Below are 26,186 nucleotides of genomic sequence, written 5' to 3'. Positions count from 1 at the left end.
TCTATGATTCCTGCACGATGATGCGGCCAATCTGCATGGACACGGCGCGCATGGAGTCGGATGCAGCCTGTAGTTTGACCGCGAACTGCTGGGTTTTGAGGTAGCGGCTGGTTTTATAGCGGTCCACGATGTCGGCGGAGTAGATCTCGGTGGTGCGTGTTGCCTGCCGGCTGATGCGGAGCATATCGATCCAGTACTGGTCGAGTGCCTTGATTTCCTCCAGGCGGGGGAGCACGGCGGTGGTGAGTGTGGCTTCCCGCTGGATGGTGTCAAGGATGGTGGTGACGTGGGAGGTGAACCTGTCGATTCCGTGCAGTGAGAGGACATGCCCGGCGGAGGTGAGGTGCTCGGTGGCCGACATGAGGTGGTTTGCCAGCGTGTAGAGGTCTTCTCGGGGGACGGGGGAGGTGAAGGTGCTGCGCACGTGGGTCATGGTTTGAAAGAAGAGGTTCTGGGACTGGCTCTCGTGCTCTATCATACTTTCGAAGAGGGCGGGGTAGTCCTGTGCGCTGGCGCTGCCTACCATTTCGGAGAGGAGAGCTGCCGCGTCGGCCACTTTGCCCGAGAGGTTGGCGAGTGAACGTAGAGAGGTGTTCTCTTGCGGGAACAGGTTCTCGAACACGGGTTCTCCTGGCTCTGGTGTGGGATAGGGGTGGTGCAGAAAGGCTCGCGTTTTGTGAACTAAAACGCGAGCCGGTGTATTGGGGTGTTGTTCTTATTGTAAAACGGTGCTGGGCTGGGAGCGCCTCTCGGCGGAAGGCCGCTCGAAGCGGCTAAATATTTGGAGCCCGGGGCTACCAATTAGCAGCCCAGCACCTAACTTCTAGTGTTCTCGTTTTCTGCCCGACTGTCAACCCGAGTGTTGAGACTTTTCGTATCGGCTATGTACTCCGTGCCGGTTATCTTGGGTGGTCTCGCGGATGAGGGTTTAGCTTAGGGTGCCCGATCTCCACTGGGCGGCGGCGGCCTCAAGTTCTAGGGCGGTGCCCTGAAGTTTGGCGGCGCTGGTCCTCAGAGTCTGGGCTCGCCTTGCCGCCTCCGCCCTCACCTCGGTGCTGGGGTGGCTTTCCCTCATGGTGTTATGGTTGCTGCTGATCGGTGCGGCGGCATAGGTGCCGGGCTCGATCCTGCGGGCGGTTGCCATCTGGCCCGCGGCAATGACCCGGCAGAAGGCGGCAAAACGGTCGAGGGCCACGTCGAAATCGCCGGTGTAGGCCCCGGTGAGAATCCTGTCCGCGGTGGCGATAAGCTCGGTTTCGGTGGGCGGATCGGCCACACCGGAGATCAGCTGTGCGGTCCAGCTGGTTTCGGCTCCGCGCGCGTAGTAGTGGGAGATCTGGCTGGTTTTATCTCGCACGGTGTGCCGCAGGGCGTAAATGCGCCAGAGCGCACCGGGGAGGGAGACCGCTGGGGAGTGTTTCCACATGTTGGCGACGGTATCTATCCCAAAAACGTCGGTGAAGGTGACCAGTCGCCGGGTAATTTCGGGGCTGGTGTTGTGTCTGCCGCGGCGTATAAGTGCCTGCGCTGAGCGGTGCGCGGCGAGCTGGAGCGCGGCCGGGTCTTGGCCGCCGGTATACTGCTCAAATTTTTCGGTGGAGAACTTTACGGGACGCTGATAACGGGGGTTTTGAGGCATGGCGACTATCCTATTCTTACCCGTGCCCACCGGTGGGTTTGTGCGCGGTAGGCTGAAACCTCTTCCGGTTTCCTGCGCGGTGACAAATTTTTGGGTGGAGATTTTCACGATGGGCCGGTGGTGCTGTATAGTAGTTTTCGCTGACCTCTTCAGGGAGGCAGTGGAGCGCCTTTAGCTCAGCTGGTAGAGCATCGGACTTTTAATCCGTGGGTCGTGGGTTCGAGCCCCACAGGGCGCACAGAAAAACCCTCTCACTAGGCAAAACAGTGAGAGGGTTTCTTTCATTAAGGGCGCTAGTGTCCTTTTACTGTCCACTTTGAAATCTGTAGCTAGGCCAGCAAGACCCCCAAAGTGCTAGACACATCGGGCTGAGTTTCGAGCTTTTGAATGTAGTAGTCCTCAGTAATTTTCTCTGAACTATGCCCCAACAGTTGAGAGGCTACAGCTAGCGAATCTTCCCGACTAACAAGAGTTGCTACCGTCTTACGGAAAATATGCGGGGTAATGGCTCGCCCCAGCTCTACCGCTTTCATCTGCTGTCTAAAGGCCGTCCGAAAATTGTTAGGGTCTAACCCTGTCCCTCGGGTAGAAGGAAAGATAAACGCCTCGTCCGTAGCCCAGTCGGTAGAGGTTGCATAGGCCGGGATACGGTTAGCCCGCCTATCCCTTAGAGCCTGTGCCAGTTCCTCAGGAATGAAAACAGTACGGGTAGAACTGTCTGACTTAGTATGTTCCTGCCTGCCCGCTGGCCTATCCCCAAACCGCTGGGCATAGGTTCCAGTGAAACTAATCCGACTACGCCCCTCGGTCAGGTCTACATCGCCCCAACGCAACATGAGAACTTCCCCAATGCGTGCGCCTGTGCCCAGCAGAGTATCTACCACGGACAGCCTGCGGGGACATAAACCATCCCCATTAAGCTAAGATTAACCCACCAACCCAAAGACCAACGCACCCGCGAGCGCCCAAGGGTACACACTGAACGAGTACCCTATTCATTCCGCACCAGGCCAGCGTCTCAAGAGCCAGAAAGGAAACCCTGTACCCGTGACTATCACGCCTCAAGAAAAACCCACTACCGCCCCCGCCCTAGACTTTGACCAAGTAAAAGAAATCGTCCTAGACCGCCTAGAAGATGTAAACGCTATCCTCGCCACCCAGTAACCACCCCGCCCAGCCCTTGCGGTACATCACCCTCTCAGAAGCCCTAGATCTACATGCCAGCCTAGCCCCCGGCCAACACCTAAAACCCGGCGGTGAACACCTACTAGCAAGCGCGCTAGCTCGCCCTGCCACCAGCTACGCAGGCTATGAGCTATACCCCGGTATATTCCAAAAAGCCACCGCCCTACTAGAGGCCCTCGTCCAAAACCACCCCTTTACAGACGGAAACAAGCGCACCGCCTACAACTGCACCGTGGCCTTCTTGTACCTGAACGGATGGGCTATCCTACCCAGAGAAGAGCTAGGGGACGAAGAGCAAGCCCGCTTTGTCGTTCAGGTAGCAGAGCACGCCCTAACCAGCGAGCAGATAGTCCACCAGCTAAAAGAATGGGCTGTACCCTACCGGCCAGCGGGATAACCACGCCCCGCCTAAGCCCGTCCCGCCTTGACCGCTGTCCTGCCCACGCCCGCGCCGTCCACAAGCCACCCGGTACACCACGCCCCGCACCTGGCCTACAACCAACCACCTACAGCCGCCAGCGCCCACACACCGGCCCCACAGGTGGGGGTGCCCCCAGGGGGCTACCTTGACCCTTGACCGCCAGTGATAGCGCCTAAGAATTTGTACGGTTCCAGGTTTTACCGGCCACCCCGCCCTATGCCAGTTCTTTAACGCTAGTCTTATCTCATGCCCTTAGTTGCCTACTTTGACGAGTCCTACACCCAAGAACTCTTTTTCCTAGGCTGTGCTGTAGCAGAAGAAGAGAGCTGGGAAAGAGTAGACCAGAAACTAATCCAACTTCTAGACCAACAGAGAGAACGCTATAACCTTCCAGCAGAGGCAGAACTACACGCCCACGAAATCTTAGGCGGGACAGGAAAATGGAAACCCCTCAGAGGAAAGCACCGCGAAGCTAGCAACATTATCAAGCGAGCGCTCTCCATCATGAATGAAGAGAACGTGAAACTCATATTCCGTGGCATAGACATAACCCGCCTTAACGCCCGGTACAAGTACCCTTCACCGCCACATTCTCTAGCTCTACAACACACCCTCGAAAGAGCGAACGAACACGCAAAACGAACGGGCCAGAAAAAGCCTGTCTTACTCTATGCCGATGTAGTAGACACCAAAGCAGAACTGCAAGCCCAGTTCGCAGGTTACCAACAACGAACAACAGGCGGGTATAGACCCCGCAGGTTAGAGCACCTAGCCTCGCACATTCAGTTCTTTGACTCGCGCCTCATGCCAGGGCTACAGGCTATAGACATCGCCGTTTACCTTTATCGCCGTTTTCAGGTAGTGCCCCAAGAAAGCCATCCTAAAGCGCAGAAGACGCGGGAACAACTGGAAGCCCAGCTAAAAGAGATGACTGTCCACGCTTGGACATGGAAACCATGAGAGAAAATAAATAGGCCCCCTGAAAGCGGGGGCCTATGCTGGCAACGTTCTGGTAACCAGCCCGTTGTGTTCACAACGCTACAGGTTCTCAGTAGATTTTTCAAGCGCTCGCGGGCCTATACCTGCCCTTGACCGCACCGGGTTTTAGGTGTGCCCCTTGCCCATATAGCGGATAACCGGGGAGCCGGTAGCCAGCAGAGAAAACGGGGGTATGCGTGAATATCACCGGGTTCTGCCAGTGTGGGCTTGCCAGCGCCTAACCTGGGCCAGCCGGTCTAAGGGGTAGGGGCGGTGAAATCACCTAGCCCAGCGCCCCCGGCCCCTCATGGGGTGCCTCTGGCCTCTTCCCCCCGCCTGTTTTACTGGGGGTCGCGCACGCGCGTGATCATATGGGCAGAGCTACCAGAGAGGGGCCTAGTGCTTGTCTTGGTCTCTCTCTGGTCTTGGCCTCTCTCTGGTCTTGGCCTCTGCACCTGCCTACCCGCATGAAAAAGCCCGGCCTCGAAATAGCGTTAGTATTTCGAAGCCGAGCCACCCCTTAGCCTAACATCTTGCCCCCGGCCCGTGGCCTCTCACAGGCTAGCGTTAGCCCTGCCCGCGAGCACCCTTAGTGCCTGCCTGTTGGCCTGTAGATGGGGTGGTGCTTGTTTGGGCGTTTTGGTGTCCTTTTACTGTCCACTTTCAAACTGGATTGACCATATTTGAGAGTATGTCAGAACATCTACTTGAGGAAGTATTGCCTAGTCAGATAGGTTTTCTGGCATTTCTCAAGACCTACAAGATACCCCTAGTCTTATTCCGTGGGTCGTGGGTTCGAGCCCCACAGGGCGCACCGTGTCATTAGTTTCACCCCGTTCCGGTACCACCGGGGCGGGGTTGGCAAGTCCACTCTCGTTGTTAATCTAGCTGTAGCCTTTCAGCAGCTTAGCAAAACAGTTCACGTCCTGGAAACTGACCCTTCTGTTCGCACTGCCTCCCGCTGGGCAGATGATAGGGAAGAGCTGGGTCATGCCCCGGTTATTACTACCCGCAAAGAAGGCAAGCTCTCAGCCACTCTCAAGGAGATGGACGAACAGAGCGATATTGTCATCATTGACACAGCAGGCAAGGACTCCGAGGAGACCCGCTCAGCTATGATCGCAGCTGAGATATTCTGCTGGTGCCCACCGGGACCTCTCAGGCGGATCTGGACTCTACTCTTGATCTGGCGGACACTATCGACACCGCGCGGGACTACAATGAGGGACTGAAAACCCTCATTGTTGTTTCCAAAGCTTCAACTCACGCGTTGAGCGACGAAATCCAAGAGGCACGAGACTACCTAGAGGACTTCCCCCAAGGTATCGAAGCTGAGGTTGCCGATGTGGTCATCTATCACCGAAAGGCTTATCAGAGCGCCATGAGCGAGGGTATCTCTGTAGTGGAAGCTAAAGACGCAAAGGCTAAGGTGGAAGTGCAGCTGCTGGCCCAAGAAATCCTGACCCTGAAAGAGGCATAAATGGTTCGCAAACGTAGTTCTGGAAAATCCGTAGAGGACTTTATCGATGGTGCGGAAAAAGATGCCAGTTGGAAGCAAGAAGAAACCCCCATGGCACCTGCGCAGAAGCCACAGCCAGTACAGGCACCAGTTGAGACTAAGGAGCGAGTTCGGGCCCTGATTCCAGGTGAGACGCCGCCGGGGGAGAGAGGCTGGTGCCTACATTTGGCCTGATTCTTGTGGTGAGATGATGGTAGGAGCGCCGCTTTGCTTCTTTGAAGCAGGGCGGCGTTTTCTTTTTTGCCTATGATGACACCATGAGCAGTTGGAATTTACCTAAGGAAGTCGTCGCCCTGTCCTGCGCTGATGATTTTGAAACAGCCCGGCATGAATGGGACCTGATGGGTCACGAGATAGACCGTACTCGTTCGCAGAACTGTGTTTGTGGTAAAGAGGGTCTGAAGTATCTCTTCACTATCCGTAACCGTGAGACCGGGGCCGGGCTCTATCCCATCGGCTCTAGCTGTGTTGAGCTGTTCGGGCGCAAAGACCTTGACCAGCAGACCAATATTGCAATACAGATGTATGCGGTCCTTGCAGAGTACAGTGAAACTGGATCCTTGAAGCTCAACGGTGGAACCATGACAAAAGCTGTGCTCAAGCAGCTGTATGAAGAGGGTTGCTTTACCCCAAATCCCTTTAATCAGGGCAATCCTGAGGTCGATTATCGGTTCTTGGTGGATATGTTCAACAGGCGCAAGGATCCCAGCGAAAAGCAGCAGAAGAAGATATGGGTGCTGCTCAGTAAAACTGTTGGCCCGTATTTGGAGCGTACATTAGGTTCCTAGCTGTTACGGTTCTTTGCCTTGAGGCAAGTAATAGTAGAACGCGAGACACCTAGCATAGTAGCTACTTGATTCTCACTCATACCGTTGTAGATAAACGCAGTGCTGCTTGCTGTTGGTCTGGGGTGAGCTTAGGTGGGCGACCTCCAATACGCCCTTGGGTACGAGCATGTGCCAGACCTTCACGGGTGCGCTCCACTATCAAGTCTCGTTCGAATTCGGCCATCGACGCAAGCATAGAAAGAATGAGTTTGCCGGCAGGAGTCCGGGTATCAAGTTTCGTATCAAGAGCTTCTATCGTGATACCTCGACTGGAAAGTTCTTGAACGGTGCGGAGAACATCGACGGTAGACCTTCCAAGCCGATCAAGACGGGCGACAACGATACTGTCATTTTCTCGTGCATAGGCAAGCGCAGATTTCAGACCCGGGCGGTCCACTCGGGCTCCTGAGATTTGGTCTGTATCAATTTTTTCGCAACCGTAGGTCTTGAGTGCCTGGTGCTGGGCTTCTAGAGAGTCTTGTTGCTGGTTAGTTGAGACGCGGACATAACCAATTTTCATCAGCTGATTTACTGTTTAGTTATTTTAGAGCTTGTGGTTCCCAGGTCAATCCCCATGTAGATGTTGTTGGGACGGTATTCGGGGCGCATCATTACTGGGCCAACTCCAGTGAAATACTCTGTGGGCAGGGTGTGTTTGAAATTTTGAAACCCAGCATGGGTAAAGACTCTCGTGATTCAATTTTTCGAGCAGCTAGAGAGAACTTCGTGACCTGATGCTCTTGGAAGTAGTTGTAGCAGGCCTGGAGTAAGTCTTTGCCGATGCCTTGACCTCGGTAGTTCGGGGTTACGGCGAGTTCTTCGATGAAGGCAGTATTTTCACAGCAGTAGCGAATTGATTTAAGGGTTCCTTTCTGCCTTCGGGTATCAAGTCGAAAGAAGCTGTTGATGTCCCAGTGATACAGGAAGCTGGTGGCGTGAATAGCACCGATTAGTTGGTTGCGGTCAAAAGCGCCTATCCATAGATCATATACTTCTGGTGCATTGAATCCCGATGTTGCGAAGAGGTTGCGTAGCTTTCGACGTTGTAGTTCATCTTCTTTGTACTTGGTGAGATTTGTTGGAGTAATGAGTTCGTGAACCATGTGTCGGGCTGGTTTTTGTTCTCGTTCAGTCTCGAGAATTTTCAGTTCCACTGAGCCTTCTTTCTTATTTTCTTGGTACTGGGAAGCCTGCAAGGTGAGTTCTTGTCTGAGCCTTTAGAACGCTGACTCATAATCGAACGTTTTTGACGCAATCTAGTCTACTGGCATCGAGAGGGAGGGGGAAGACCTTTTCTTGCGTCAGAAGTCTGAGTCAAAACTTGAATGAGTCATAACCTGTCGATGAACATTTTTGACTCAAATTTCACACATCTATTTACCGTAGCCGTTTATTGTGCCACAATATAAGTATGGCAGTTGAATTTACCCCTAGCGCAAGCAAGCACGGCATCAGCCAAGCAGATGCCATGTATGCCATCGTAAACGCAAAAGGTAGCACCCCCATCAAAGGCAGAGACGGAAACAAAGATGCCACCGTCTTTGTTGGGCACCCGCATGGGCAGACTGACCGGTACATCGAAGTAATCGTAGAGGTTACTCCACCGCGCAATCTGAAAATCTTCCACGCCATGGAGCTTACCGATAAGTTTCGTCACCTCATCCGCTAAGAAAGGAAGCAGCATGAACACCAAGGACAATGCCTACTACGATGCCTTTGCCGAGGAAATCGAAGCGGGCAACATCGAGATCGACAACACCAACATCCAGCGTGGAAACAAGCTAGGACTTGACCTTGTCCTTGCGGCAACCGGGGCCTCTAACGAAGAGGAAGCGCTGGCTATGTTTGCCCCTGGCCGTCCTCAGGTTGGGAAAGAGCGGGGGGAGTCCCCTTCTATTCGTGCACGAGTGCCCCAGCAGCTTAAGGACAGCGTAGCTCTTCTAGCTGCACAACAAGGTAAGAAAGAATCTGAAATCGTGCGCTTAGCTGTTGCCGAATACATCAAGGTACACGCAGCATAAGAAGCAGGATTAGGGCCTGGGCCCAGACGCAATCCCAACTGGCCGGTGTAGATTCCTCTACACCGGCCAAAAATCTTTTAAACGCTCAGCGAAACAGATAGGGTAAAGCCACGAGCACCGAGCGGTTGAAGAAACCGTGCGCGGGTGAGGGCCCCGCTCTGGTGCTGAATTTACTATTTTGAACGCTCTACACTGGGAGTCCGTGCCAAAATTTGCGATGTTTCAAAAATGTCAGAGACGATAATTTGAGAGGCAGCCGTCGACTCTAAAAGATCGGCCAGAGTGATACCAGTAAGCGCTTTTTAGAAAGAGACCGTGGAGTTTCTGTTGTCTCTGGGCGTTCTAGGAGTTCAGAATACGTCTAGCTCACATGAAATAGTCTTTGATGGCAGGTTTGAGGAGCGCAAGAGACTCCGCTGGCAGCGGTAGTGGTCTGGTATCATTACAGCATAGTTGCTAGGGGCTGATATGAAAAACAATGCTATATTCAAATCTATTCTTTTAGGTGTGACAATAACGGTAGGGTCAGCATGTGGGATGCGGCGCTTAGAGATACCTATCTTTGCCTGGATTTTACAAGCGGTATTTCTTTCAGTAATTACTTATTTAATTATCAAAGGTAAAGAAAATAAGAAAAATAATTAGGGCTTCAGCGCCCTACCTATACACCGGTCCCTATACATAAAATTTCTGATGAAAATTGGGATTTTTTTAATTCGTTAGTGAGGATAAAACGTGAGTTCTGCTTGCGGTTGCGGTTCAGCGGACACCGCCGACGAAACCGAGGAAAAGCTACTGCCCTGGTACAGGGACTGGCATGTGCTTACCCCTATCGCTTCCGGTGTTTTCTTCCTCGCCGGCCTCGTTCTTGAATGGACTAGTTCGAACAAAAATACTGAAGCGGTAGCCCGGGTCTTCTTCTGGATCGGTTTACTGCTCGGCGCGTACACCTTTGTTCCCGGCGCCCTACGTAATCTGTTGACACAAAAGAAGGTCGGTATTGGGCTATTGATGACCGTGAGCGCGACCGGTGCGGTTGTCCTGGGCTACGTTGAAGAAGCCGCCGCGCTGGCATTCTTGTACTCCATCGCTGAAGCCCTTGAAGATAAGGCCATGGACCGTGCACGGTCAGGCCTGCGCTCCCTACTGAAGCTGGTTCCAGAAACAGCAACCGTCATCCGTCACGGTGCACCCGCTGTTATTGGTGTTTCAGAGATTCGGGTTGGTGATGTCCTGCGGGTGAAGCCGGGAGAGCGCCTAGCTACCGACGGGACGGTCAGCCTGGGATCTAGTAGTTTAGACACCTCGGCGATTACCGGTGAATCCATCCCAGTAGAGGTGTCCGCAGGCGACCAGGTTGTCGCCGGTTCAATCAACCTTTCAGGGTCTATAGAAGTTACCGCTTCGGCAGACGGCACCGATAACTCGTTGACTACTCTGGTGGGCCTGGTCGAACAGGCTCAGGCAGAACGCGGGGAGCGAGCCCGTCTCGCCGATCGTATCGCCCGCCCGCTGGTTCCCGGGGTGGTTATCTTAGCGGTCCTGGTAGCTGTCAGCGGTTCACTTCTCGGTGACCCTGAAACCTGGATCACGCGCGCTCTGGTTGTGCTGGTGGCGGCTTCACCGTGTGCGATGGCTATCGCGGTTCCCGTTACCGTTATGTCCGCGATCGGTGCCGCCAGCAAGTTCGGGGTCATCATCAAAAGCGGTGCGGCGTTTGAACGGTTAGGCTCTCTGCGCCGTATTGCGGTAGATAAGACGGGAACACTCACCAGTAACCAGCCGGCAGTGGTTCAGGTTTACGCTGTTGACGGGGTGGACCGGGACGATGTGCTCAACGTTGCCGCAGCCCTTGAACAGCACAGCTCCCACCCCTTGGCCGCGGCCATGAGCTCAGCGGCACCCGCGATCCCTCAAGCAACCGGGGTTACTGAAGAACCGGGCCGCGGTATGACCGGTGTGCTCAACGGCGACCCCGTTGCGGTGGGTAGTCCTCGCTGGATTGACCCGGGAGCACTCGCACCTGCCGTTGAAGGTATGGAAGCATCGGGACAAACCTGCGCGGTGGTTACCCGCGCGGGGAAAGTAATCGGCGTGATCGGTGTGCGCGATGAACTGCGCCCTGAAGCCCCCGAAGCGGTCCGTCACCTGCGCGATCAGGGAATCGACGTACTCATGCTGACCGGTGATAATGAGCGCACCGCCCATGCATTGGCTACTATCGCGGGCATCAGCACCGTCTATGCCGAGCTACGCCCCGAGGACAAAGTCGGTAAAATCGCTGCGTCTGTTCAGCAGCTTCCAACGGGGATGATCGGTGATGGGATCAATGATGCCCCCGCCCTAGCTACCGCCACGGTAGGTATCGCTATGGGGGTAACCGGCGCTGATGCGGCCATTGAATCGGCTGATATTGCTTTTACCGGTCACGACCTGAGGCTGATCCCGCAGGCTTTGGCTCATGCTCGCCGGGGCCGACGCATCATGAATCAGAACATTATCCTGTCTTTAGCAATCATCATCGTTCTGCTTCCGTTGGCCCTGACCGGTGTGCTGGGATTAGCAGCCGTGGTGCTTGTCCATGAGGTAGCCGAGGTCCTGGTGATTGCCAACGGGCTACGCGCGGCCCGTGTGCACCGGGTACAGGTGACCCGACAGCCTGACGGTAAAGATTAGCTGCTCATAGAGCTATCGGGTGGGCCCGAATGTCAGAAAAATGGGTTAACTCAAGAGGCCACGTATCCGGCCACCCAGGGTGGGCTTTCTCCTGGCCTTGCTGAGGGTATCAGCCAGTTCAGCATTCTTGCGTTCAAGGTCGTGGGCGTATTCCCGGGCCCGGTCGCGATCTATACGATACCGGCGGCTCCAGGAGAGGGCTCGATCGCTCTCGGCACGTGCCTGAGCGGCGGTGAGAGAAAAAGAGGCGATGTCATCGCGCACCAGTAGATTAGCGGTATTCCACTGACCGGTGACCATAGTGGGGAAGTCATTGAGCTGAATATCCGGGGAGGTGCGTTTTGCACCGTGGGCGAGCGCGCTGGATACGGTGTCCCACCAGTGAGCAGAAAAACCGCGCAGATACTCAGCGCGCTCTCGGAGGGTCTCCGACAGTTCCTCGCGTAGCCGAATAACCTCCCGCAGGGCTTCAGCGAGGGCTCCAGATCTCAGCAGGGCCAGAGAAATCGCATAGTTTTCTGCCCCGTACTGTGCCATCATTCCGCGTACTCGCATGTCTGTGAAAGCATCGGGTAAGAGCGCCACACAGGGAACACCGGCCGATAGAGAAAACACACCCGGATGGTAGCGGGTAGAGAACGCAATAAAGGCGCCGCGATGGATGCGCACAGCCTCATCGGCATGTACCACCGGCAACTGTACCGTATCAGAAAGCATATGGGAGGCGACCTCGGCGTGAACCTCAGCGTCTCCCGCCCCGGCGGAGAGCGGCTCACCCATGTGGGGTAAGAAGACGGTGCGCAGGCCGTAGTCGCGGTGTATCTCGTCAAGAAGCTGGCCGATCGCGCGCGCCTGATCCGGGGTGAGCCCGGAGAGAGTGGCACACACATAGCGTTCGGGAAGAGCACTGACGGCGGATCCGGGCAGAGAGCGCCCTTGCGGCCGGTAGAAGGTAGCATCATCGACAACAAGATGCGCCTCGACACCCTGCTTGATCGCCCAGGCCCGGGAGAAATGCTCGCGCACACCGACCAGCCGGGCCGAGGCCAGCATTTCTCGTAGCGTCTCAGCATCTGTTTCGGTGAGGACGGGGCCCACCGACTGCCCCGAAACCACGAGAGGAATGTTGTGGGCTCGGGCAACCAGGGCATAGGCGGCGCGCTCGTAGAGCAGCCAGCCGTAGACAGAATTCATATTGCCGCCACCGGCGATTACAATGCCGTCCATGCCGGCTACTTGCCCCACAAAGGAGGCTACTTCTTCGCGGGCGCGGGCACCGGCCAGGTGCTGTCTTACCTCATCAAGGAGAGTCTCACGCTCTGCCGGGGGCCAGGGAAATTCTAGGGTTTTGAGGTAGCCGCTTGCTGTACCGATATAGCTTTCTGAATGTTCAGGGCTGCGGGTGGCGATAAAAACCTCGTAGCCTCGGCGGGTGAGCTCGGCCGCGACCGCGATACCCATTGCTTCGTCGCCAACATGGTACACGGGCTGTCCCAGGTCTGCGAGCACAAGAATACGAGGCATCTCTAGCGGTTCCCCTTTACCAGACGGATGAGGCGCGATCTCAGCGAGAGCGCCCGCTCAACACGCTCTAGCCGCTCTGAGACGGTGCGGCCAGTTCTCTCTATACGGTCTAGCCTCGTACGGATAGCGGCCAATTCGTCAAGAACACGGTGGGTGAGGTCTATGCTGTGCCCTACGCTGCCGTCCACCTGGTTGGCTAGGTGGGCCTGGAAAAGATAGGGGCCGACATGTCCGCCCTGAGCCAGATCGTCACGGATAGCCTGAGACCGTACTCTGCCGTCGTACACGGTGTGCAGCTTCTTGGCGGCATAAATACTGTTGGCCTCGTTCCCTTCAGCATTGGGCCGCTGTGACCAGTGGGCTAGAAGCTCGTCAATAAAGTGAATGGGGTAGCGGGCAGCCACCCGGATATTGAATTCCCAGTCCCCAACCACGGGCAGGGACTCGTTATAGTAGCCGATTTCATCGTGAAGGCAACGGCGGTAGAGTATGGAAATAGGGACGGCCCTGTTGATCCGGAAAAGGTCTTGTACCGTGATGTCGTCAAGGATATCCCAGAAGGGCCGGGATTCAAGATGCTCAAAAGTGCCGTCGGGGGCTATGCGCTCAAAGTACTCATCGGTGCGTACGGTCACCAGCTGCCCATCGGTATTCTCAAGATGGGCGACAGTTTTTTCGAGGAAGGTCGGTTCCCAGAGGTCGTCGTCATCGTGGATGGCGATGTAGGTGGAATCTGTGGCCCTGATACCCAGGTTTGAGGCGGCCTCCATACCCCGCGATGTCCGGTTGTGAATTACCCGGAGGCGGGGAACCGTCTGGACGGTCGAGACAAGGTTGTCTATGGTTTGGCTGTCCCCGCCGTCGTTGACGATGACGACGCTGTGGTCTGTGAAAGTTTGCTGTGAGATATTTTCCAGAGCCCGTTGGAGGAAGGCGGGGCGGTCTTTCGTGCGAACGATAATGGCGACGGTAGGCATTGTGTTTCCCACTGTGGTCTAGGGTTCGTGTTCTGCAACCTAATATAGCGGATAGGCGTTTTGTGTGTAGAGAATCCCCCCAAACCTTCGAAAAATATCTCATATTGTGATCCGGGATATGAAATTTTCTCAAAAATCGGCGGAAGCTATTGACTCGTGAGTATGATGTAGGTCATTGTGTAGATAGCTTGTTCTGCAAGTAATGTGCAACACACTATGAACCACCTATCTAAGAGGAAATCTTACATGGATGTACAACACACACCCAAGGGGATCATGCGCGCAGGCGTGGCTTCTTTTCTGAGTCTGGGCATAGCCTTGATCCTGGGGGTTCCGCCAACGTCTGCAGCCGAAAACGTACCGTTTTCCCCGAGCCGTGTTGAATCGGCCAATGACCGGGTTCTGTCTCCGGCGATGCGAGCCGCTGAGGGCGAAATAAGCGCCTTTGTTCGGTTCCGCGGCACCGGAGCTTACGAGAGCACCCAGCCAGCAGCGGTCCTCCACCAAAAACAGGCACCCGTTGATGCCCGGTCTCAGGTTCAGGCGATTGCCGCCGCCGTTGAAAAACAGGGGCAGGCCATTGCGGCCGAAACCGACTCGGATATTCTCTATACCGCGCATAACACCCTCCGAGGGGTGGCAATTCGAGGCGATTCCGATAGAATCCGCGAACTGGCTTCACGGAGCGACGTGGTGAGAATTTCCCCCATTATCTCGAAGACACCCTCAAACGCCGGCACGGCAATTGATACACAAGCGATCGACACCTGGCAGCAGACCGGGTACACGGGGAAGGGTGTTAAAATCGCGATTATCGACACCGGTGTCGATTACACACACGCCCAGTTCGGTGGACCCGGCACCGCCGATGCCTACCAGAAAGCGTCTCAGCTAACCGACTTCCCCGCAGCAGAATCCGGGCTATACGATCCTGAAAAATATGCGGGCGGCTATGACCTTGCCGGTGATGACTACGACGCGGGGAATGCGGATACCGCCGTCCCGAACCCCGACGGCAACCCTCTAGATTGCCGTGCAGCCGGCCACGGTACGCACGTAGCTGGCACCGCTGCCGGTTACGCGGTTCAGGCCGACGGCACCACCTACAGGGGAGACTACACGCGGGTTACCGCCGATCAGATGCGCGGGATGAAGATCGGTGCGGGGTCCGCACCCGGTTCCCGCATCGTTGACTTGCGCGTGTTCGGTTGCAACGGGTCCACGGACCTCACCGGAGAGGCTCTTGACCGTGCACTCGACCCCAACAACGATGGCCTCTACGACGATCGTGTCGATGTGGTAAACATGTCCCTGGGAACCGATTTTGGGGCTACCGATGAACCCGAAAACGCCATTGTTGACGCCCTGACCCGCCAGGGTGTTCTCTCGGTTGTCGCAGCCGGTAATTCTACGGCCGCCGATGGAAACGGCGACACCTACTCTATTTCGGGTAACCCCGCTAACGCACGCTCGGCGCTGGCGGTGGCTAATACCGTGGGCTCTACCACCTATGTCGACAGGGCAGAGGTTACCTCACCCGGCTCATTGGCCGGGGACGTCACCGGTGACTATTCGACAAATTTTGACTACTCCACCGCGACAGAAGAGCAGCTGAGTGGCGAAATTATTATGTCTTCCGAAGACAACAGATTCGGATGCGATCCTTTCCCCGCCGGTACCGATTTTGGGGGCAAATGGGTCTTTATTGACTGGACCGACAACTCTGAGACCTACCCCTGCGGCTCCGCCGTCCGATTCGATCATGTGGAGCGTGCAGGTGCCCGGGGCGTTGTTCTTGCCTCCCGTCTCGATATTGAGCCTATCGGCATTGCCGGCAACACCACCATTCCCGGTATTCGGTTGACCCGCGCTGATGCCGACCGTGTCCGTGCCTCCGTCGAAGCCGGCGAGAATGTCACCATCAGACTAAAGGACCGGTGGATCTCCTCGGCCACCGTCGATTCCGGTATGTTTGACCGGGCGAACGATTCTACCGCTCGCGGCGTTCACGGTAGCGCAGGGTATACCAAACCCGATGTAGCGGCTCCCGGTACGAGTATCAAATCTGCCGCTGTTGCCGGCGGAAGCGACCCCTCCATTAAAACCGGCACCTCCATGGCAACCCCGCACGTTTCCGGTATTGCCGCCCTGGTCTACGAGGCAAATCAGAGCTACTCGGCCTACCGGGTGAAAGCGGCTATCATGAACTCGGCCGTACACGATATCACCACCGCCGAGGGCGCTGTTCAGCCGGTGGAGCGCGTTGGTTCCGGTCGTGTTGACGGTCTACAGGCCGTCAACCAGAAAGTGCTGGTGTACAACGCTGACCACCCCGATCAGGTGTCGGAGAGCTTCGGTGTTGTGGAGGTGCTCCCGCAGGCGGGTACCCAAACCTACACCCGTGAGCTCATTATTGATAACTCAGACTCAGCATCCCACACCTACGCGGTTTCTTTCGCCGCATCATCTGATATTCCCGGTGTTACGTTTTCAGCTCCCGACACCGTAACCGTTGAAGCCGGTGGTACGGCTCGCATCACCGTGACCGTAACCGTTGACCCCGACCAGCTCGAAAAAAAGCTAGAGGCGGCCAGCGCCGAGGAACAGCTTGGCCGGGCGCGCCAGTACCTCAGCATTGAATCGGGCCGCCTACTGCTGACCGAGGGCAATGTTGAAACCCGGATTCCGCTTCAGATAGCACCCAAACCGGTTGCCGATATGAAAGCTGGTTCGAGCACGATTGAGTTTGGTACCGACCGGAACCAGGCGACCATCGACCTTGAAGGCACCGCTCTGGACAGGGGCGGTTACGCCTCTCTCCTCGGTGCCTATGAGCTGGGCGCAACCTCCGACCGTATCCAGACCTCTAGCCTGGGATCCGTTACCAGCCAGCGGGTAGACCTTCAATACGTTGGTGCTTCATCCAACGTCCCGGGCCTGCGTGCGGCGAACCGGCCCGTTGACGAAGACGGCCGGATGGGTATCGGCATCTCAACCTGGGCCAACTGGGAGAATCTCACCAGCTCCGCCAGTATTGAGGTCGCCTTCGATATGGACAATAACAACCGTGCCGACTATTTCCTGAGCACCGACCGTATCACCGGTTTAGACTACCCGATGGCCACCCTGTCCGGTTACGTCAACGGGGAGCTAAAAGTGCTGGACCGTCTACCCATCAACGGGGCTTTCGGAGATGTTGACACCAATACCTTTGACTCCAACGTTCTTGAGCTGCCCGTGACCCTCTCCACAATGGGTGTTACCGAGGACAACGCGGCAAACCTGCGCTACGCGGTGACAACCTACTCCTGGTACGAGCCCGGCGTCATCGACACAACGTCCTGGATCCCCTACAACCCCTACTCACCCAGCCTCTGGTTTGAGGGCACCGGATCGGCATCAGCCAGCCTGTTTGCTGATACTCCTACCGCAGATATCACCGTCCATCGCTCATCGGCCTCAGTCAGCGACGCCCGTGCCCTGCTCTTACACGCCCACAACGGCACGGGAGACCTCTCGGGTGTTGTACCGGGTGAAGACGGCGCTAGGGCGGAGGTTCTCAACATCTCGGGAACCGGGGTGCCCGAGGTGAGAGATCCTCGGTTCACCGATGTAAAGCCCGGTGACCGGTTCTATTCCGAGATTGCCTGGCTCGCTGACCGCGGCATCACCGGCGGCTACCCGGACGGCAGCTACCGTCCGCTCGCGGAGGTGGAACGCGGTGCGATGGCGGCCTTTTTCTACCGGCTGGCCGGATCGCCCCAGTACACCGCACCGAGTGTGTCGCCCTTTAGCGATGTGCCCACCACCCACCGGTTCTATCAAGAAATTATGTGGATGAAGTCGGTGGGGATAACCACCGGTTACCCCGACGGCACCTTCCGCCCCGAGGCAACGGTTAACCGTGACGCAATGGCTGCGTTCTTCTACCGGTTTGCCGGCAAGCCCGCCTACAGCGCTCCGTCTACTTCACGGTTTGTCGATGTTACTGTCGAGACCCAGTTCTACAGGGAAATTTCTTGGCTAGCGTCGGTTGGTGTCACCACCGGCTGGGAAGACGGGACTTACCGCCCCGTTACTCCCGTTGCCCGCGACGCAATGGCGGCCTTCATTTACCGCTATGACCGGAGTGTAGCGCGTCGATAACCGGGGAGGCCCTGCTCTACGCTGGGTTCTGGATTGTCGGTGGGGCTGGGTCCGGTTCACAGCCGGCCCCAGCCCTAGTCTTTGTTCGAAAAAATGCGGTGGGTTTGCTCGGTGGTCAGTGCCGGCAGGGGGAGAGGGAGCTGATCGGGGCGGCGGCGTAGGGAGTCTAGGATTAGCCAGAGATAGCGGCGGTAGAGCCCGGAGGTGTCAGCCTGGGTGAGTCTGGCTATCGATATGATACCTACCTGCGCAAAAATAAGATCGGTTCCGGTGGCATCTTCGCGCACCAGTCCCGCCTCAACACCGCGGGTAACTACCCGGTTTACTAGAGGAGCAATACGGTCTTTCGCGCTGTCAAAGGCTGTTTTTCCTATGCGGTGCCCGGAGAACAGCTGGGCCATACCCCGATCGCGCACCTGGATGCGCACCGACTCTTCAAGGTAGAAGACAAGACCCTGCCAGGGGTCTTCCATAGCTAAAGCGGTGTGTAGAACCTTTTCGAGTTCTTCAAGCTGCTCCCGGTATATCTCGAGCATGAGTTCTTGTTTGTTGGCAAAGTGGCGGTATACGGTGCCGGTGCCGACCCCGGCTTCACGGGCTATGTCGTGCAGGGTGGCGGAGAAGCCGCGTTCGGCAAAAACCCGTTGAGCGGTTTCAAGGAGCAGTCGCCGATTTTCTTGGGCGTCTCTGCGGAGAAGTTTGGGTGGGGTGGTTGACCTTGGCATGGAACCAGTATGCCATACGGACATGGTATGTCCGTTTAGTGCTAGGCTGGAACATGTACCTAGCGAAAGGAAATACCATGACCACCCAACCCGTGCTCACCCTCAACAACGGCGTGACAATGCCCGCCCTGGGGTACGGCGTGTTCCAGACACCCCCCGAACAAACCGCGGAGGTTGTCGCCCACGCCCTCACAAGCGGCTATCGCGCCATCGACACCGCCGCAGTCTACGGCAACGAACGCGGAGTCGGCGAGGGAATCGTGAAATCGGGTATCCCCCGCGAAGAAATCTTTATCGAAACCAAAGTGTGGATCAGCGACTTCGGCTACAACGAAACCCTGCACGCCTTCGACAAGGCGGTGGGGAAGCTGGGCGTTGACCAGCTTGACCTTTTGATCCTGCATCAGCCTCTGCCCACCCGGTTCGACCTCACGGTCGACGCCTATAAGGCACTGGAAAAACTCTATGCAGACGACAAAGTACGCTCCATTGGTGTATCAAATTTTATGCCCGAGCACCTGGAGAAGCTGATGGGGCAGACCGAGGTTGTGCCCGCGGTCAACCAGATCGAGCTGCACCCCTATTTTCAGCAGCGGGAACTTGTGGCCTTCAACGAAAAGCACGGTATTCTCACCCAGTGCTGGTCACCCATCGGCGGAATTTCTTTCTACCGCGAGGGTGACCTGAAAAATATTATGGAAAACGAAACGATCGCCAATATTGCTCGCGCGCACGGGAAGAGCCCGGCACAGGTGATGCTGCGCTGGCACCTGCAGCAGGGTAGGCAGGCTATCCCCAAGTCGGTAACGCCGTCCCGAATCGAGGAAAATTTTGATATTTTCGATTTCCAGCTATCGCCGGAGGAGCTTGCCGCACTCGATGCCCTGGACACCGGTGTTCGCGGTGGCCCCGACCCGGCCTCACTGACACTTGAAGAATACGGTTTTGAGATACCCGAAGCCTAGGGTAACAGTACTGTGTGGGGCGGGGCGGCCACCGGGCCGTGACCCGCCCCATCTGCCCCCGAGAGAAGCAAAAAAGACAGATTTTTATTCGCTAATAGTTTTGGTCAGGCATTCCAAAACATAAATATTTAAAATATAGAAGAAAACCCCGAATTTTATTTTAGATTAAACCCCATATGTGAAATGGTTAAAGCGTAAGTAATGCTGTGCCGCGCGTTTACGCTAGTCCCACAACGGAGCAGAAACCGCCCCGCTCGAGCTGAGATGCGTCGTCCAGCAGCGCACCACATCGAGAAGAAGCGGGAAGAAAATGAGTACCACCTCAGTAAGAGCTGGCACACCAACTCCCCAGAAACATATCGGCCCCCGATGGCTGAACAACGTTCTGGCAAAATACACGATGGCCTTCACCGGTATCGTGTTTGGGGTTTTTGTGTTTGTGCACATGTTCGGCAACCTCAAGGTCTACCAGGGGCCGGAACACTTTAACGCCTACGCCCTGTGGCTACGCACCCTCCTCGAGCCGCTTCTCCCCTATGAAGGGTTCCTCTGGCTCTTCCGTATCTTCCTGCTGGTCTGCCTAGTCGGGCACGTCTACTGTGCCTGGCTCATCAGTGCCCGCGCCAGAGCACGTCGCGGAAAATTCGCCCGTAAGGGGCTCAAAGGGTTCAGCTCTTTTACCGCCCGGACCATGCCGGTGACCGGTATCGTGCTCCTCTTCTTCATTATTTTCCATATTCTCGATCTCACCGCCGGGGTGGCAGTTGCCCCCCGGGACTTCCAGCACGGTTCCGAGGCGGGAAGTTTTGCCTACGAAAACCTGGTTGCCAGTTTCTCCCGACCGTCGGTGGCGATCTTTTATATGGCGGCCATGATCATCCTCTTTCTGCACCTGGCACACGGCCTCTACGCCGCGGTCAATGATTTTGGTGTGACCATGGGGCAGAGGGTTCGCTCGGCGGTTGTGCTGGTGAGCGGAGTGTTTGCTCTACTGGTCATGCTCGGCGATATCACCATACCCCTGGCGGTTCTGACCGGGATTATAAGTTAGGAAAGCAGTCATGACAGAAATCAATATTTCCTATGGTGAAGACATCAACGGGAAGGTGCCGACCGGTGACCCCGCTACTGCCTGGGAACGTCGCCGCGACGAATACAAGCTGGTCTCCCCGCTCAACCGCCGCAAGTTCAAGGTTATCGTGGTGGGCACCGGCCTGGCCGGTGCCGGCTGCGCGGCGGCCCTGGGGGAGCTCGGCTACAAGGTGTCCAGCTATACGTTTCACGACTCCTCCCGCCGCGCACACTCGGTAGCGGCACAGGGCGGTATCAACTCTGCCCGCGCCCGCAAGGTAGATAATGACTCTATCCACCGCTTTGTCAAAGACACCGTCAAAGGCGGTGATTTTCGCGGACGCGAGGCAGACGCCTTTAGGTTAGCCGAGGAGTCGGTGCGGGTGATCGACCACATGAACGGTATCGGTGCCCCCTTTGCCCGCGAGTACGGCGGGGAGCTGACCACCCGGTCGTTTGGTGGTGTGCAGGTATCGCGCACCTACTATACCCGGGGGCAGACAGGCCAACAGTTGCAGGTTTCGGCCCACCGGGCACTCCAGCGGCAGGTGGGTGCCGGTACGGTTACCCTGCACACCCACCAGGAGATGCTTGACCTCATTGTCAAGGACGGCCGCGCGGTAGGTATTGTTACCCGCAACCTGCGCACCGGTGAGATCAGAGCGGAGACAGCCCACGCCGTGGTGCTTGCCACCGGAGGCTACGGCAACGTGTTCCACAAGTCGACCCTGGCCCGCAACTCCAACTGTACCGCCGCCTGGCGGGCCCACCGCCGCGGTGCCTTCTTTGCCTCACCGGCCTATATCCAGTTTCACCCCACGGCGCTGCCGATAAGCTCCCAGTTCCAGTCCAAGACCACGCTGATGTCTGAATCCCTGCGCAACGACGGCCGTATCTGGGTACCCAAAAAGGCCGGAGACGACCGCCCGGCGAACAGTATCCCCGAAGACGAGCGCGACTACTATCTTGAGCGTAAATACCCGGCATTTGCCAACCTGACCCCGCGTGATATCGCCTCCCGGGCCGCCCGGGAACAGATTGAGTCGGGTCACGGGGTGGGGCCGCTGAAGAACTCGGTCTACCTCGATTTCCGCGATGCTAAAGAGCGGCTGGGGCTGAAGGTGCTCGACGAACGCTACGGCAACCTTTTTGAAATGTACACCGATGCCACCGGGGAGGACCCCCACGAGGTACCCATGCGGATTGCCCCCGGTGCCCACTTTGCTATGGGCGGACTCTGGACAGATTACGACCAGATGACCAACATTCCCGGACTCTTTGTGGGTGGTGAGGCCGGCTGGGGCTACCACGGGGCCAACCGGCTGGGTGCTAACTCGCTTCTCTCCGCCTGCGTTGACGGCTGGTACACCCTGCCCTACTCGGTACCCAACTATCTTGCCGATCACCTGGGGGAGGGGACCCTGCCGCTGGATGACCCCGCGGTGACCTCCACCGTCGCCGAGGTGACCGAACGTGTCAACCGGCTAATGAGTATTGGTGGGAAGACCCCCACCGACCATTTTCACGCTCGACTGGGAGAAATTCTCTATGAGGGCTGCGGGGTGAGCCGCAACGAGGCCAAACTGCGCAGGGCGATCGAGCAGATCCGTGAACTGCGAGAGGAATTCTACCGCGACCTCTTTATACCCGGCACCCCGGAGAACTTTAACCAGGAGCTTGAGCGTGCCGGCAGGGTCGAAGACTACCTCTACCTGGCCGAGCTCATGTGCGTTGACGCTCTAGACCGCAAAGAATCTGCCGGTGCCCACTTTCGTGAGGAGTACCAGACCGCTGAGGGGGAGGCGCAGCGCAATGACGACGAATGGTGCTTTGTCAGCGCCTGGGAAGAGGGCCCGGCCGGCTCCCATATTCGCCACGCGGAGCCGCTCACCTTTGAGGCAATCCAGCTACAGACAAGGAATTACAAGTGAAACTCACCATTGAAGTCTGGCGCCAAGACAATCCCGAGACCGAGGGTTTTTTTGAGACCCACGAGATTGAGGGTGCGCAAGAAGAGATGTCCCTGCTCGAACTGATCGACTACCTTAACGACAGGCTGGTCTCTGCCGGGCGTGAACCCGTTGCCTACGATTCTGACTGCCGCGAAGGTATCTGCGGCACCTGCGGTATCACGGTCAACGACCAGCCGCACGGGCCGGTGCCCAATACGCCGTCTTGCCGGCAGCATGTTCGTTCTTTCCGGGACGGTCAGAGGCTGCGTCTGGAGCCGCTGCGGTCGTCGGCTTTTCCCGTGATCCGTGACCTCGTGGTGGATCGTTCTGCCATGGACCGGGTGATTGCCTCCGGCGGTTTCGTGTCGGTTGATGCCGGGACGGCCGCCGATGCCGATTCTATGCAGATCGGGCATGACCGCGCGGAGAAGGCACTGGATTTTGCCGCCTGTATCGGCTGCGGTGCCTGTATTGCGGCGTGCCCGAACGGTGCGGCTAACCTGTTTGCCGGTTCCATCTTGAACCATCTCTCTACTCTGCCGCAGGGTGGGCCGGAGAGGTCTAAGCGGGCACGGTCGATTGTGGCTGAGGTGGAGGAGTCCTTCGGCCCCTGCTCCGTGTACGGGGAGTGCGCGGTGACCTGCCCGGCGGGTATACCGCTTTCCGCTATTGCGGCGGTCAACCGTGAGCGCGCCAGGGCGGTGTTCCGCGCCGGTAAAGACGACTAGCGGTACCGGCTAACGGGCCGGGGCGGTTGTGCCCCGGCCCGTGGTGTGTGCGGGTACGGGAAAGCAGCCGGTGGATGGAAGTTTCAGCTGGGTAGGGAGGCCCAGCGTTTTATACCGGGGTAAGACCTGCTCAAAGTCTTTGGTTCTGTCCGGTGCTATTCTGGCCCCATGACACGAAATCCGCAGATATTTATTAAGACCTTTGACGAACTTACCGCTTTTGAACTTCACCATATCTATCTCACCCGCGGACTCGTTTTTACCGTGGGCCAGCAGATCACCGAGCAGGATATCGACGATGTAGACCTCCGGTGTGTGCACCTCTACGCCCCGGATACTGACGGCCGTGTGCTGGGTTATCTGCGCATGTTTGACCTGGGGAAAATCAGCGATTCTTCGCACAGCATCACCGAGGGATCCTGGACTATCGGTCGTGTTGCGGTGCTGGACTCTGCCCGTGGTACCGGGCTGGGGCGAAAAATTCTGGATACCGCGGTGTCCTGGATCAAAGAAAATACCGATGCGCAGCGGATTGATCTCACCGCGCAGTCCTACCTCAAAGACACCCTCTATAAAGATTTCACCGTCCACGGCGCAGAGTTTATGGATGCAGGATTGCCGCACTATCACATGAGCCTCGAACTGGATCGCTAGAGACACAACGGTATTTCCCGAAAAGGGATGGAAAGAGGCCCCGGCCCGCGGCGGTTCTACCGCCACAGACCGGGGCCTCCACCCCGCGATCCTAGCCGGTGGTTACCGTAACCAGGTTATCGCCGGGGGACACCTGACCGGTGAGCCCCTCAACGCTCGCAAACTTGACGGTGTTGGTCACCAGCACGGGAGTAGTTAGCGGGTAGCCCGCCTCCTGAATGACCTCGCGGTCGAAGACCAGCAGCTCCTGGCCGGCCTCAACTCGCTGGCCCTTGGCCACCTTCACGTCAAAGCCCTTACCGGCAAGGTTCACGGTATCGATACCCACGTGAATGAGCAGCTCAACGCCGTTATCCAGCTTCAGCCCGATGGCGTGTCCCGAGGAGGGCGCGGCTATCACTTTGCCGGCAAAGGGGGCAACCACGGTGTTTCCGGTGGGTTCGATCGCCGCACCTTTGCCCAGTTTTTCTGCGGCAAAAATGGGGTCCGGAACCTCAGAGAGGGGAATTGCCCGGCCCGTGAGGGGGGAGGTCACCGAAATTGTGGGATCCCCAGCCCAAGGGGCGGACGCTGCGGCGGTCCCCCCGCTCACACCGTCTGCGCCGCCGCTACCGGCAGCTGCGGCCCCGACCGATACCGGTTCTTGAGCCTTCTCCTGCTGAACATCTTCCTGAGCCTGATCCATGGCTTTCTTGGAGGTTCTCGAGTCGTAGCCGAAGATCAGCACAGCGGCCATGCCGCCAAAGAAAGCGATAGCGAGGCCAATCATGTAGTAGTAGGAGGGCTGCATAGCCGGAATGGAGAGTAGAGAGGTGAAGGCGAAGGCGTAAGACCTGACCCCCAGCATCGAAATGGTTGCACCGCCGATAATTGCCGGAACCAGGATCAGGGGGATAACCCTCTTGTAGCGCAGCACGACACCGTAGAGTGAGGGCTCAGAGATACCGCCGAGCAGACCCGAGACCGAGGCTCCCACCGCGGTCTGACGCAGCTCCTTGTTCTGGCGTGCGCGGATAGCGACACCGGTCACCACACCAAAGACCGCAAAGTTGTATGCGCCCATGGGGGACTGGATAAAGTCGAACCCGTTTGATTGCAGGTTGTTGATCATCACGGCGTTCAGCGGCCAGTGCAGGCCCAGCGGAACCATAAAGAGGTAGCTGCCGGCGATCACCGCACCGACCAGCCAGGGCGCATGGTCGTTGACGTAGCTGAAGAAATCAGAAATACCCTGGCCGAGCAGAATACCGAAGGGACCCACAATCAGTGCGGTGAGCGGGACCATGATCAGCAGGGAAATCATGGGTACAAACACCATATGGAGCATGGTGGGAATGATCTTCTTGAGCAGGCGCTCCAGCGGGGCTAGGAGAGCAACCGCAAAGAGAGGCGGAAACACCTGGCCGGTGTAGGAGAAGAGATACAGGGGTACGTCCCAGCTGCCGATGGTGAACAGGGTGATATACCCTTGGTTCTCGGGAAGGATCTCCGAGAGCCCGCGGAAGGCGTCGGTCATGAGAGCCGCGGGTATGGCCGCACCCACCCACATGTTTGCACCCAGCCGCTTGGCCGCGGTTGCACCGATCATGATGGGCATAAAATTCAGCACGGACAGTGCCGCGGCCAGGAGCAGGAACCAGAAAGTGAATTCTCCGCGCCACTGGTTGAGCATGTCGGCGTTGAGGGCGTCATCGCCGAGTTTGGGGCCGTTGACAATATCTTTGTTGACGACTTCGCCGGCAAAGTTGGTGTAGGTGCCAAAGAAACCCAGCTGCTGAAGTAGCACGATCAGGGTCAGGATCATGGAGGAGCCCAGAAGCGCCCACAGGATTGGCCGGAAGGAGTCCGAGAGAACATCGAAAACACGGGTGATGACGTTTGCTTTCTTCTCGTCATCTCCGGCTTCGACGCTGCCTTCACCAACATTTTTCATGCTGGGCAGTTTCACCATTTCGTTGTAGACAGATTCGACCTTATCTCCCAGTACCACCTGGGTTTGGCCGGACTGCTCGATCACGGAGAGCACACCGGGGGTTTTCTCAATTTTCTCCGTGTCGATTGCGCCGCGAGATTTTGGTGTAACGCGGAGTCGGGTTGCGCAGTGGGTAAAGTGGGAAATATTCTCGGGGCCGCCGAGGCCCTCGAGGATTTCCTCGCCCATTTCCTTGTTGTTCATGG

Annotated in this window: 24 protein-coding genes and 1 tRNA gene; 16 read left to right on the top strand and 9 right to left on the bottom strand. The window is 57.0% G+C overall.

The features are described from left to right. Window position 1: 1 nt before the first annotated feature. Together ACS1BR_RS06655 and ACS1BR_RS06650 are read right to left on the bottom strand one after the other, a co-directional pair. Window positions 2-622 carry a DUF47 domain-containing protein gene (locus ACS1BR_RS06655; RefSeq protein ID WP_463561175.1) on the bottom strand — a complete coding sequence of 207 codons (621 nt, stop codon included), beginning with the start codon at window positions 620-622 and terminating at the stop codon, window positions 2-4. Between the two features lie 306 nt (window positions 623-928). Then, complete coding sequence (locus tag ACS1BR_RS06650; protein ID WP_463561174.1) at window positions 929-1,639, bottom strand: hypothetical protein; 711 nt, start codon at window positions 1,637-1,639, stop codon at window positions 929-931. A 165-nt stretch (window positions 1,640-1,804) separates the two neighbouring features. On the opposite strand from ACS1BR_RS06650, the gene ACS1BR_RS06645 reads away from it, so the two are divergent. Then, a tRNA-Lys gene (locus ACS1BR_RS06645) sits at window positions 1,805-1,877 on the top strand. A gap of 91 nt (window positions 1,878-1,968) precedes the next feature. Here ACS1BR_RS06645 and ACS1BR_RS06640 read toward each other — a convergent pair. Next, window positions 1,969-2,523 carry a site-specific integrase gene (locus tag ACS1BR_RS06640; protein ID WP_463561173.1) on the bottom strand — a complete coding sequence of 185 codons (555 nt, stop codon included), beginning with the start codon at window positions 2,521-2,523 and terminating at the stop codon, window positions 1,969-1,971. Window positions 2,524-2,819: 296 nt separating this feature from the next. Here ACS1BR_RS06640 and ACS1BR_RS06635 point away from each other — a divergent pair, with 296 nt between their 5' ends. The 5 genes from ACS1BR_RS06635 to ACS1BR_RS06615 all read left to right on the top strand — a co-directional run bounded on the left by ACS1BR_RS06635 (window position 2,820) and on the right by ACS1BR_RS06615 (window position 6,530). Further along, on the top strand, window positions 2,820-3,221 hold the full coding sequence (locus tag ACS1BR_RS06635; protein ID WP_463561172.1) for a type II toxin-antitoxin system death-on-curing family toxin: 402 nt from the start codon (window positions 2,820-2,822) through the stop codon (window positions 3,219-3,221). A gap of 270 nt (window positions 3,222-3,491) precedes the next feature. Further along, the gene (locus tag ACS1BR_RS06630; protein ID WP_463561171.1) at window positions 3,492-4,205 is read left to right on the top strand and encodes a DUF3800 domain-containing protein; all 714 of its coding nucleotides are present in this window, start codon (window positions 3,492-3,494) and stop codon (window positions 4,203-4,205) included. Window positions 4,206-5,005: 800 nt separating this feature from the next. Next, on the top strand, window positions 5,006-5,455 hold the full coding sequence (locus ACS1BR_RS06625; RefSeq protein ID WP_463561170.1) for a nucleotide-binding protein: 450 nt from the start codon (window positions 5,006-5,008) through the stop codon (window positions 5,453-5,455). Beyond that, the gene (locus ACS1BR_RS06620) at window positions 5,365-5,703 is read left to right on the top strand and encodes a P-loop NTPase family protein (protein WP_463561261.1); all 339 of its coding nucleotides are present in this window, start codon (window positions 5,365-5,367) and stop codon (window positions 5,701-5,703) included. The genes ACS1BR_RS06625 and ACS1BR_RS06620 overlap by 91 nt, the downstream gene beginning before the upstream one ends. A gap of 296 nt (window positions 5,704-5,999) precedes the next feature. Then, the gene (locus ACS1BR_RS06615) at window positions 6,000-6,530 is read left to right on the top strand and encodes a hypothetical protein (RefSeq protein ID WP_463561169.1); all 531 of its coding nucleotides are present in this window, start codon (window positions 6,000-6,002) and stop codon (window positions 6,528-6,530) included. A gap of 76 nt (window positions 6,531-6,606) precedes the next feature. On the opposite strand, the gene ACS1BR_RS06610 is transcribed toward ACS1BR_RS06615, so the two are convergent. Both ACS1BR_RS06610 and ACS1BR_RS06605 read right to left on the bottom strand, forming a co-directional pair. After that, complete coding sequence (locus ACS1BR_RS06610; RefSeq protein ID WP_463561168.1) at window positions 6,607-7,089, bottom strand: recombinase family protein; 483 nt, start codon at window positions 7,087-7,089, stop codon at window positions 6,607-6,609. Window positions 7,090-7,180: 91 nt separating this feature from the next. Further along, entirely contained in the window at window positions 7,181-7,723 is a 543-nt protein-coding gene (locus ACS1BR_RS06605; RefSeq protein ID WP_463561167.1) for a GNAT family N-acetyltransferase, read from the bottom strand. A gap of 257 nt (window positions 7,724-7,980) precedes the next feature. Between ACS1BR_RS06605 and ACS1BR_RS06600 the strand changes: the two genes are divergently transcribed. The 4 genes from ACS1BR_RS06600 to ACS1BR_RS06585 all read left to right on the top strand — a co-directional run bounded on the left by ACS1BR_RS06600 (window position 7,981) and on the right by ACS1BR_RS06585 (window position 11,266). After that, window positions 7,981-8,238 (top strand): hypothetical protein, encoded by a 258-nt coding sequence (locus tag ACS1BR_RS06600; RefSeq protein WP_463561166.1) that lies wholly within the window; start codon window positions 7,981-7,983, stop codon window positions 8,236-8,238. A gap of 13 nt (window positions 8,239-8,251) precedes the next feature. Continuing rightward, complete coding sequence (locus ACS1BR_RS06595; RefSeq protein ID WP_463561165.1) at window positions 8,252-8,590, top strand: hypothetical protein; 339 nt, start codon at window positions 8,252-8,254, stop codon at window positions 8,588-8,590. Between the two features lie 468 nt (window positions 8,591-9,058). Then, window positions 9,059-9,235 carry a hypothetical protein gene (locus ACS1BR_RS06590; protein ID WP_463561164.1) on the top strand — a complete coding sequence of 59 codons (177 nt, stop codon included), beginning with the start codon at window positions 9,059-9,061 and terminating at the stop codon, window positions 9,233-9,235. A 90-nt stretch (window positions 9,236-9,325) separates the two neighbouring features. Then, window positions 9,326-11,266 (top strand): heavy metal translocating P-type ATPase, encoded by a 1,941-nt coding sequence (locus tag ACS1BR_RS06585; protein WP_463561163.1) that lies wholly within the window; start codon window positions 9,326-9,328, stop codon window positions 11,264-11,266. Window positions 11,267-11,311: 45 nt separating this feature from the next. Here the strand turns inward: ACS1BR_RS06585 and ACS1BR_RS06580 are convergent, their stop codons facing one another. Both ACS1BR_RS06580 and ACS1BR_RS06575 read right to left on the bottom strand, forming a co-directional pair. Next, window positions 11,312-12,790 (bottom strand): polysaccharide pyruvyl transferase family protein, encoded by a 1,479-nt coding sequence (locus ACS1BR_RS06580; RefSeq protein ID WP_463561162.1) that lies wholly within the window; start codon window positions 12,788-12,790, stop codon window positions 11,312-11,314. A 2-nt stretch (window positions 12,791-12,792) separates the two neighbouring features. Beyond that, entirely contained in the window at window positions 12,793-13,767 is a 975-nt protein-coding gene (locus ACS1BR_RS06575) for a glycosyltransferase family 2 protein (RefSeq protein WP_463561161.1), read from the bottom strand. Between the two features lie 246 nt (window positions 13,768-14,013). Here ACS1BR_RS06575 and ACS1BR_RS06570 point away from each other — a divergent pair, with 246 nt between their 5' ends. Then, window positions 14,014-17,913 (top strand): S8 family serine peptidase, encoded by a 3,900-nt coding sequence (locus tag ACS1BR_RS06570; RefSeq protein WP_463561160.1) that lies wholly within the window; start codon window positions 14,014-14,016, stop codon window positions 17,911-17,913. A 74-nt stretch (window positions 17,914-17,987) separates the two neighbouring features. Here ACS1BR_RS06570 and ACS1BR_RS06565 read toward each other — a convergent pair whose 3' ends face one another. Continuing rightward, a complete protein-coding gene (locus ACS1BR_RS06565) occupies window positions 17,988-18,638 on the bottom strand; it encodes a TetR/AcrR family transcriptional regulator (protein ID WP_463561159.1) in 651 nt (216 codons plus the stop codon). A 77-nt stretch (window positions 18,639-18,715) separates the two neighbouring features. Here ACS1BR_RS06565 and ACS1BR_RS06560 point away from each other — a divergent pair, with 77 nt between their 5' ends. The 5 genes from ACS1BR_RS06560 (at window position 18,716) to ACS1BR_RS06540 (ending at window position 24,008) form a co-directional block, all read left to right on the top strand. Then, a complete protein-coding gene (locus ACS1BR_RS06560) occupies window positions 18,716-19,603 on the top strand; it encodes an aldo/keto reductase (RefSeq protein WP_463561158.1) in 888 nt (295 codons plus the stop codon). A gap of 310 nt (window positions 19,604-19,913) precedes the next feature. Further along, window positions 19,914-20,654, top strand: coding sequence for a succinate dehydrogenase cytochrome b subunit (locus ACS1BR_RS06555; RefSeq protein ID WP_463561157.1), 741 nt, complete (start codon window positions 19,914-19,916; stop codon window positions 20,652-20,654). Window positions 20,655-20,664: 10 nt separating this feature from the next. Then, window positions 20,665-22,605, top strand: a complete 1,941-nt coding sequence (locus tag ACS1BR_RS06550) for a fumarate reductase/succinate dehydrogenase flavoprotein subunit (protein ID WP_463561156.1) — start codon at window positions 20,665-20,667, stop codon at window positions 22,603-22,605. Beyond that, window positions 22,602-23,354 carry a succinate dehydrogenase/fumarate reductase iron-sulfur subunit gene (locus ACS1BR_RS06545; RefSeq protein ID WP_463561155.1) on the top strand — a complete coding sequence of 251 codons (753 nt, stop codon included), beginning with the start codon at window positions 22,602-22,604 and terminating at the stop codon, window positions 23,352-23,354. Before ACS1BR_RS06550 ends, ACS1BR_RS06545 begins: the two co-directional genes overlap by 4 nt. Window positions 23,355-23,522: 168 nt before the next feature. Then, window positions 23,523-24,008, top strand: coding sequence for a GNAT family N-acetyltransferase (locus ACS1BR_RS06540; protein ID WP_463561154.1), 486 nt, complete (start codon window positions 23,523-23,525; stop codon window positions 24,006-24,008). 91 nt (window positions 24,009-24,099) lie between these two features. Here ACS1BR_RS06540 and ACS1BR_RS06535 read toward each other — a convergent pair whose 3' ends face one another. After that, complete coding sequence (locus ACS1BR_RS06535; protein ID WP_463561153.1) at window positions 24,100-26,184, bottom strand: glucose PTS transporter subunit IIA; 2,085 nt, start codon at window positions 26,182-26,184, stop codon at window positions 24,100-24,102. Window positions 26,185-26,186: the final 2 nt, after the last annotated feature.

It is taken from the genome of Rothia sp. 18CD1-1 (assembly GCF_055285355.1).
The sequence above is the reverse complement of the archived record's forward strand: the minus strand, read 5'-3'. Positions and strand labels throughout refer to the sequence as shown.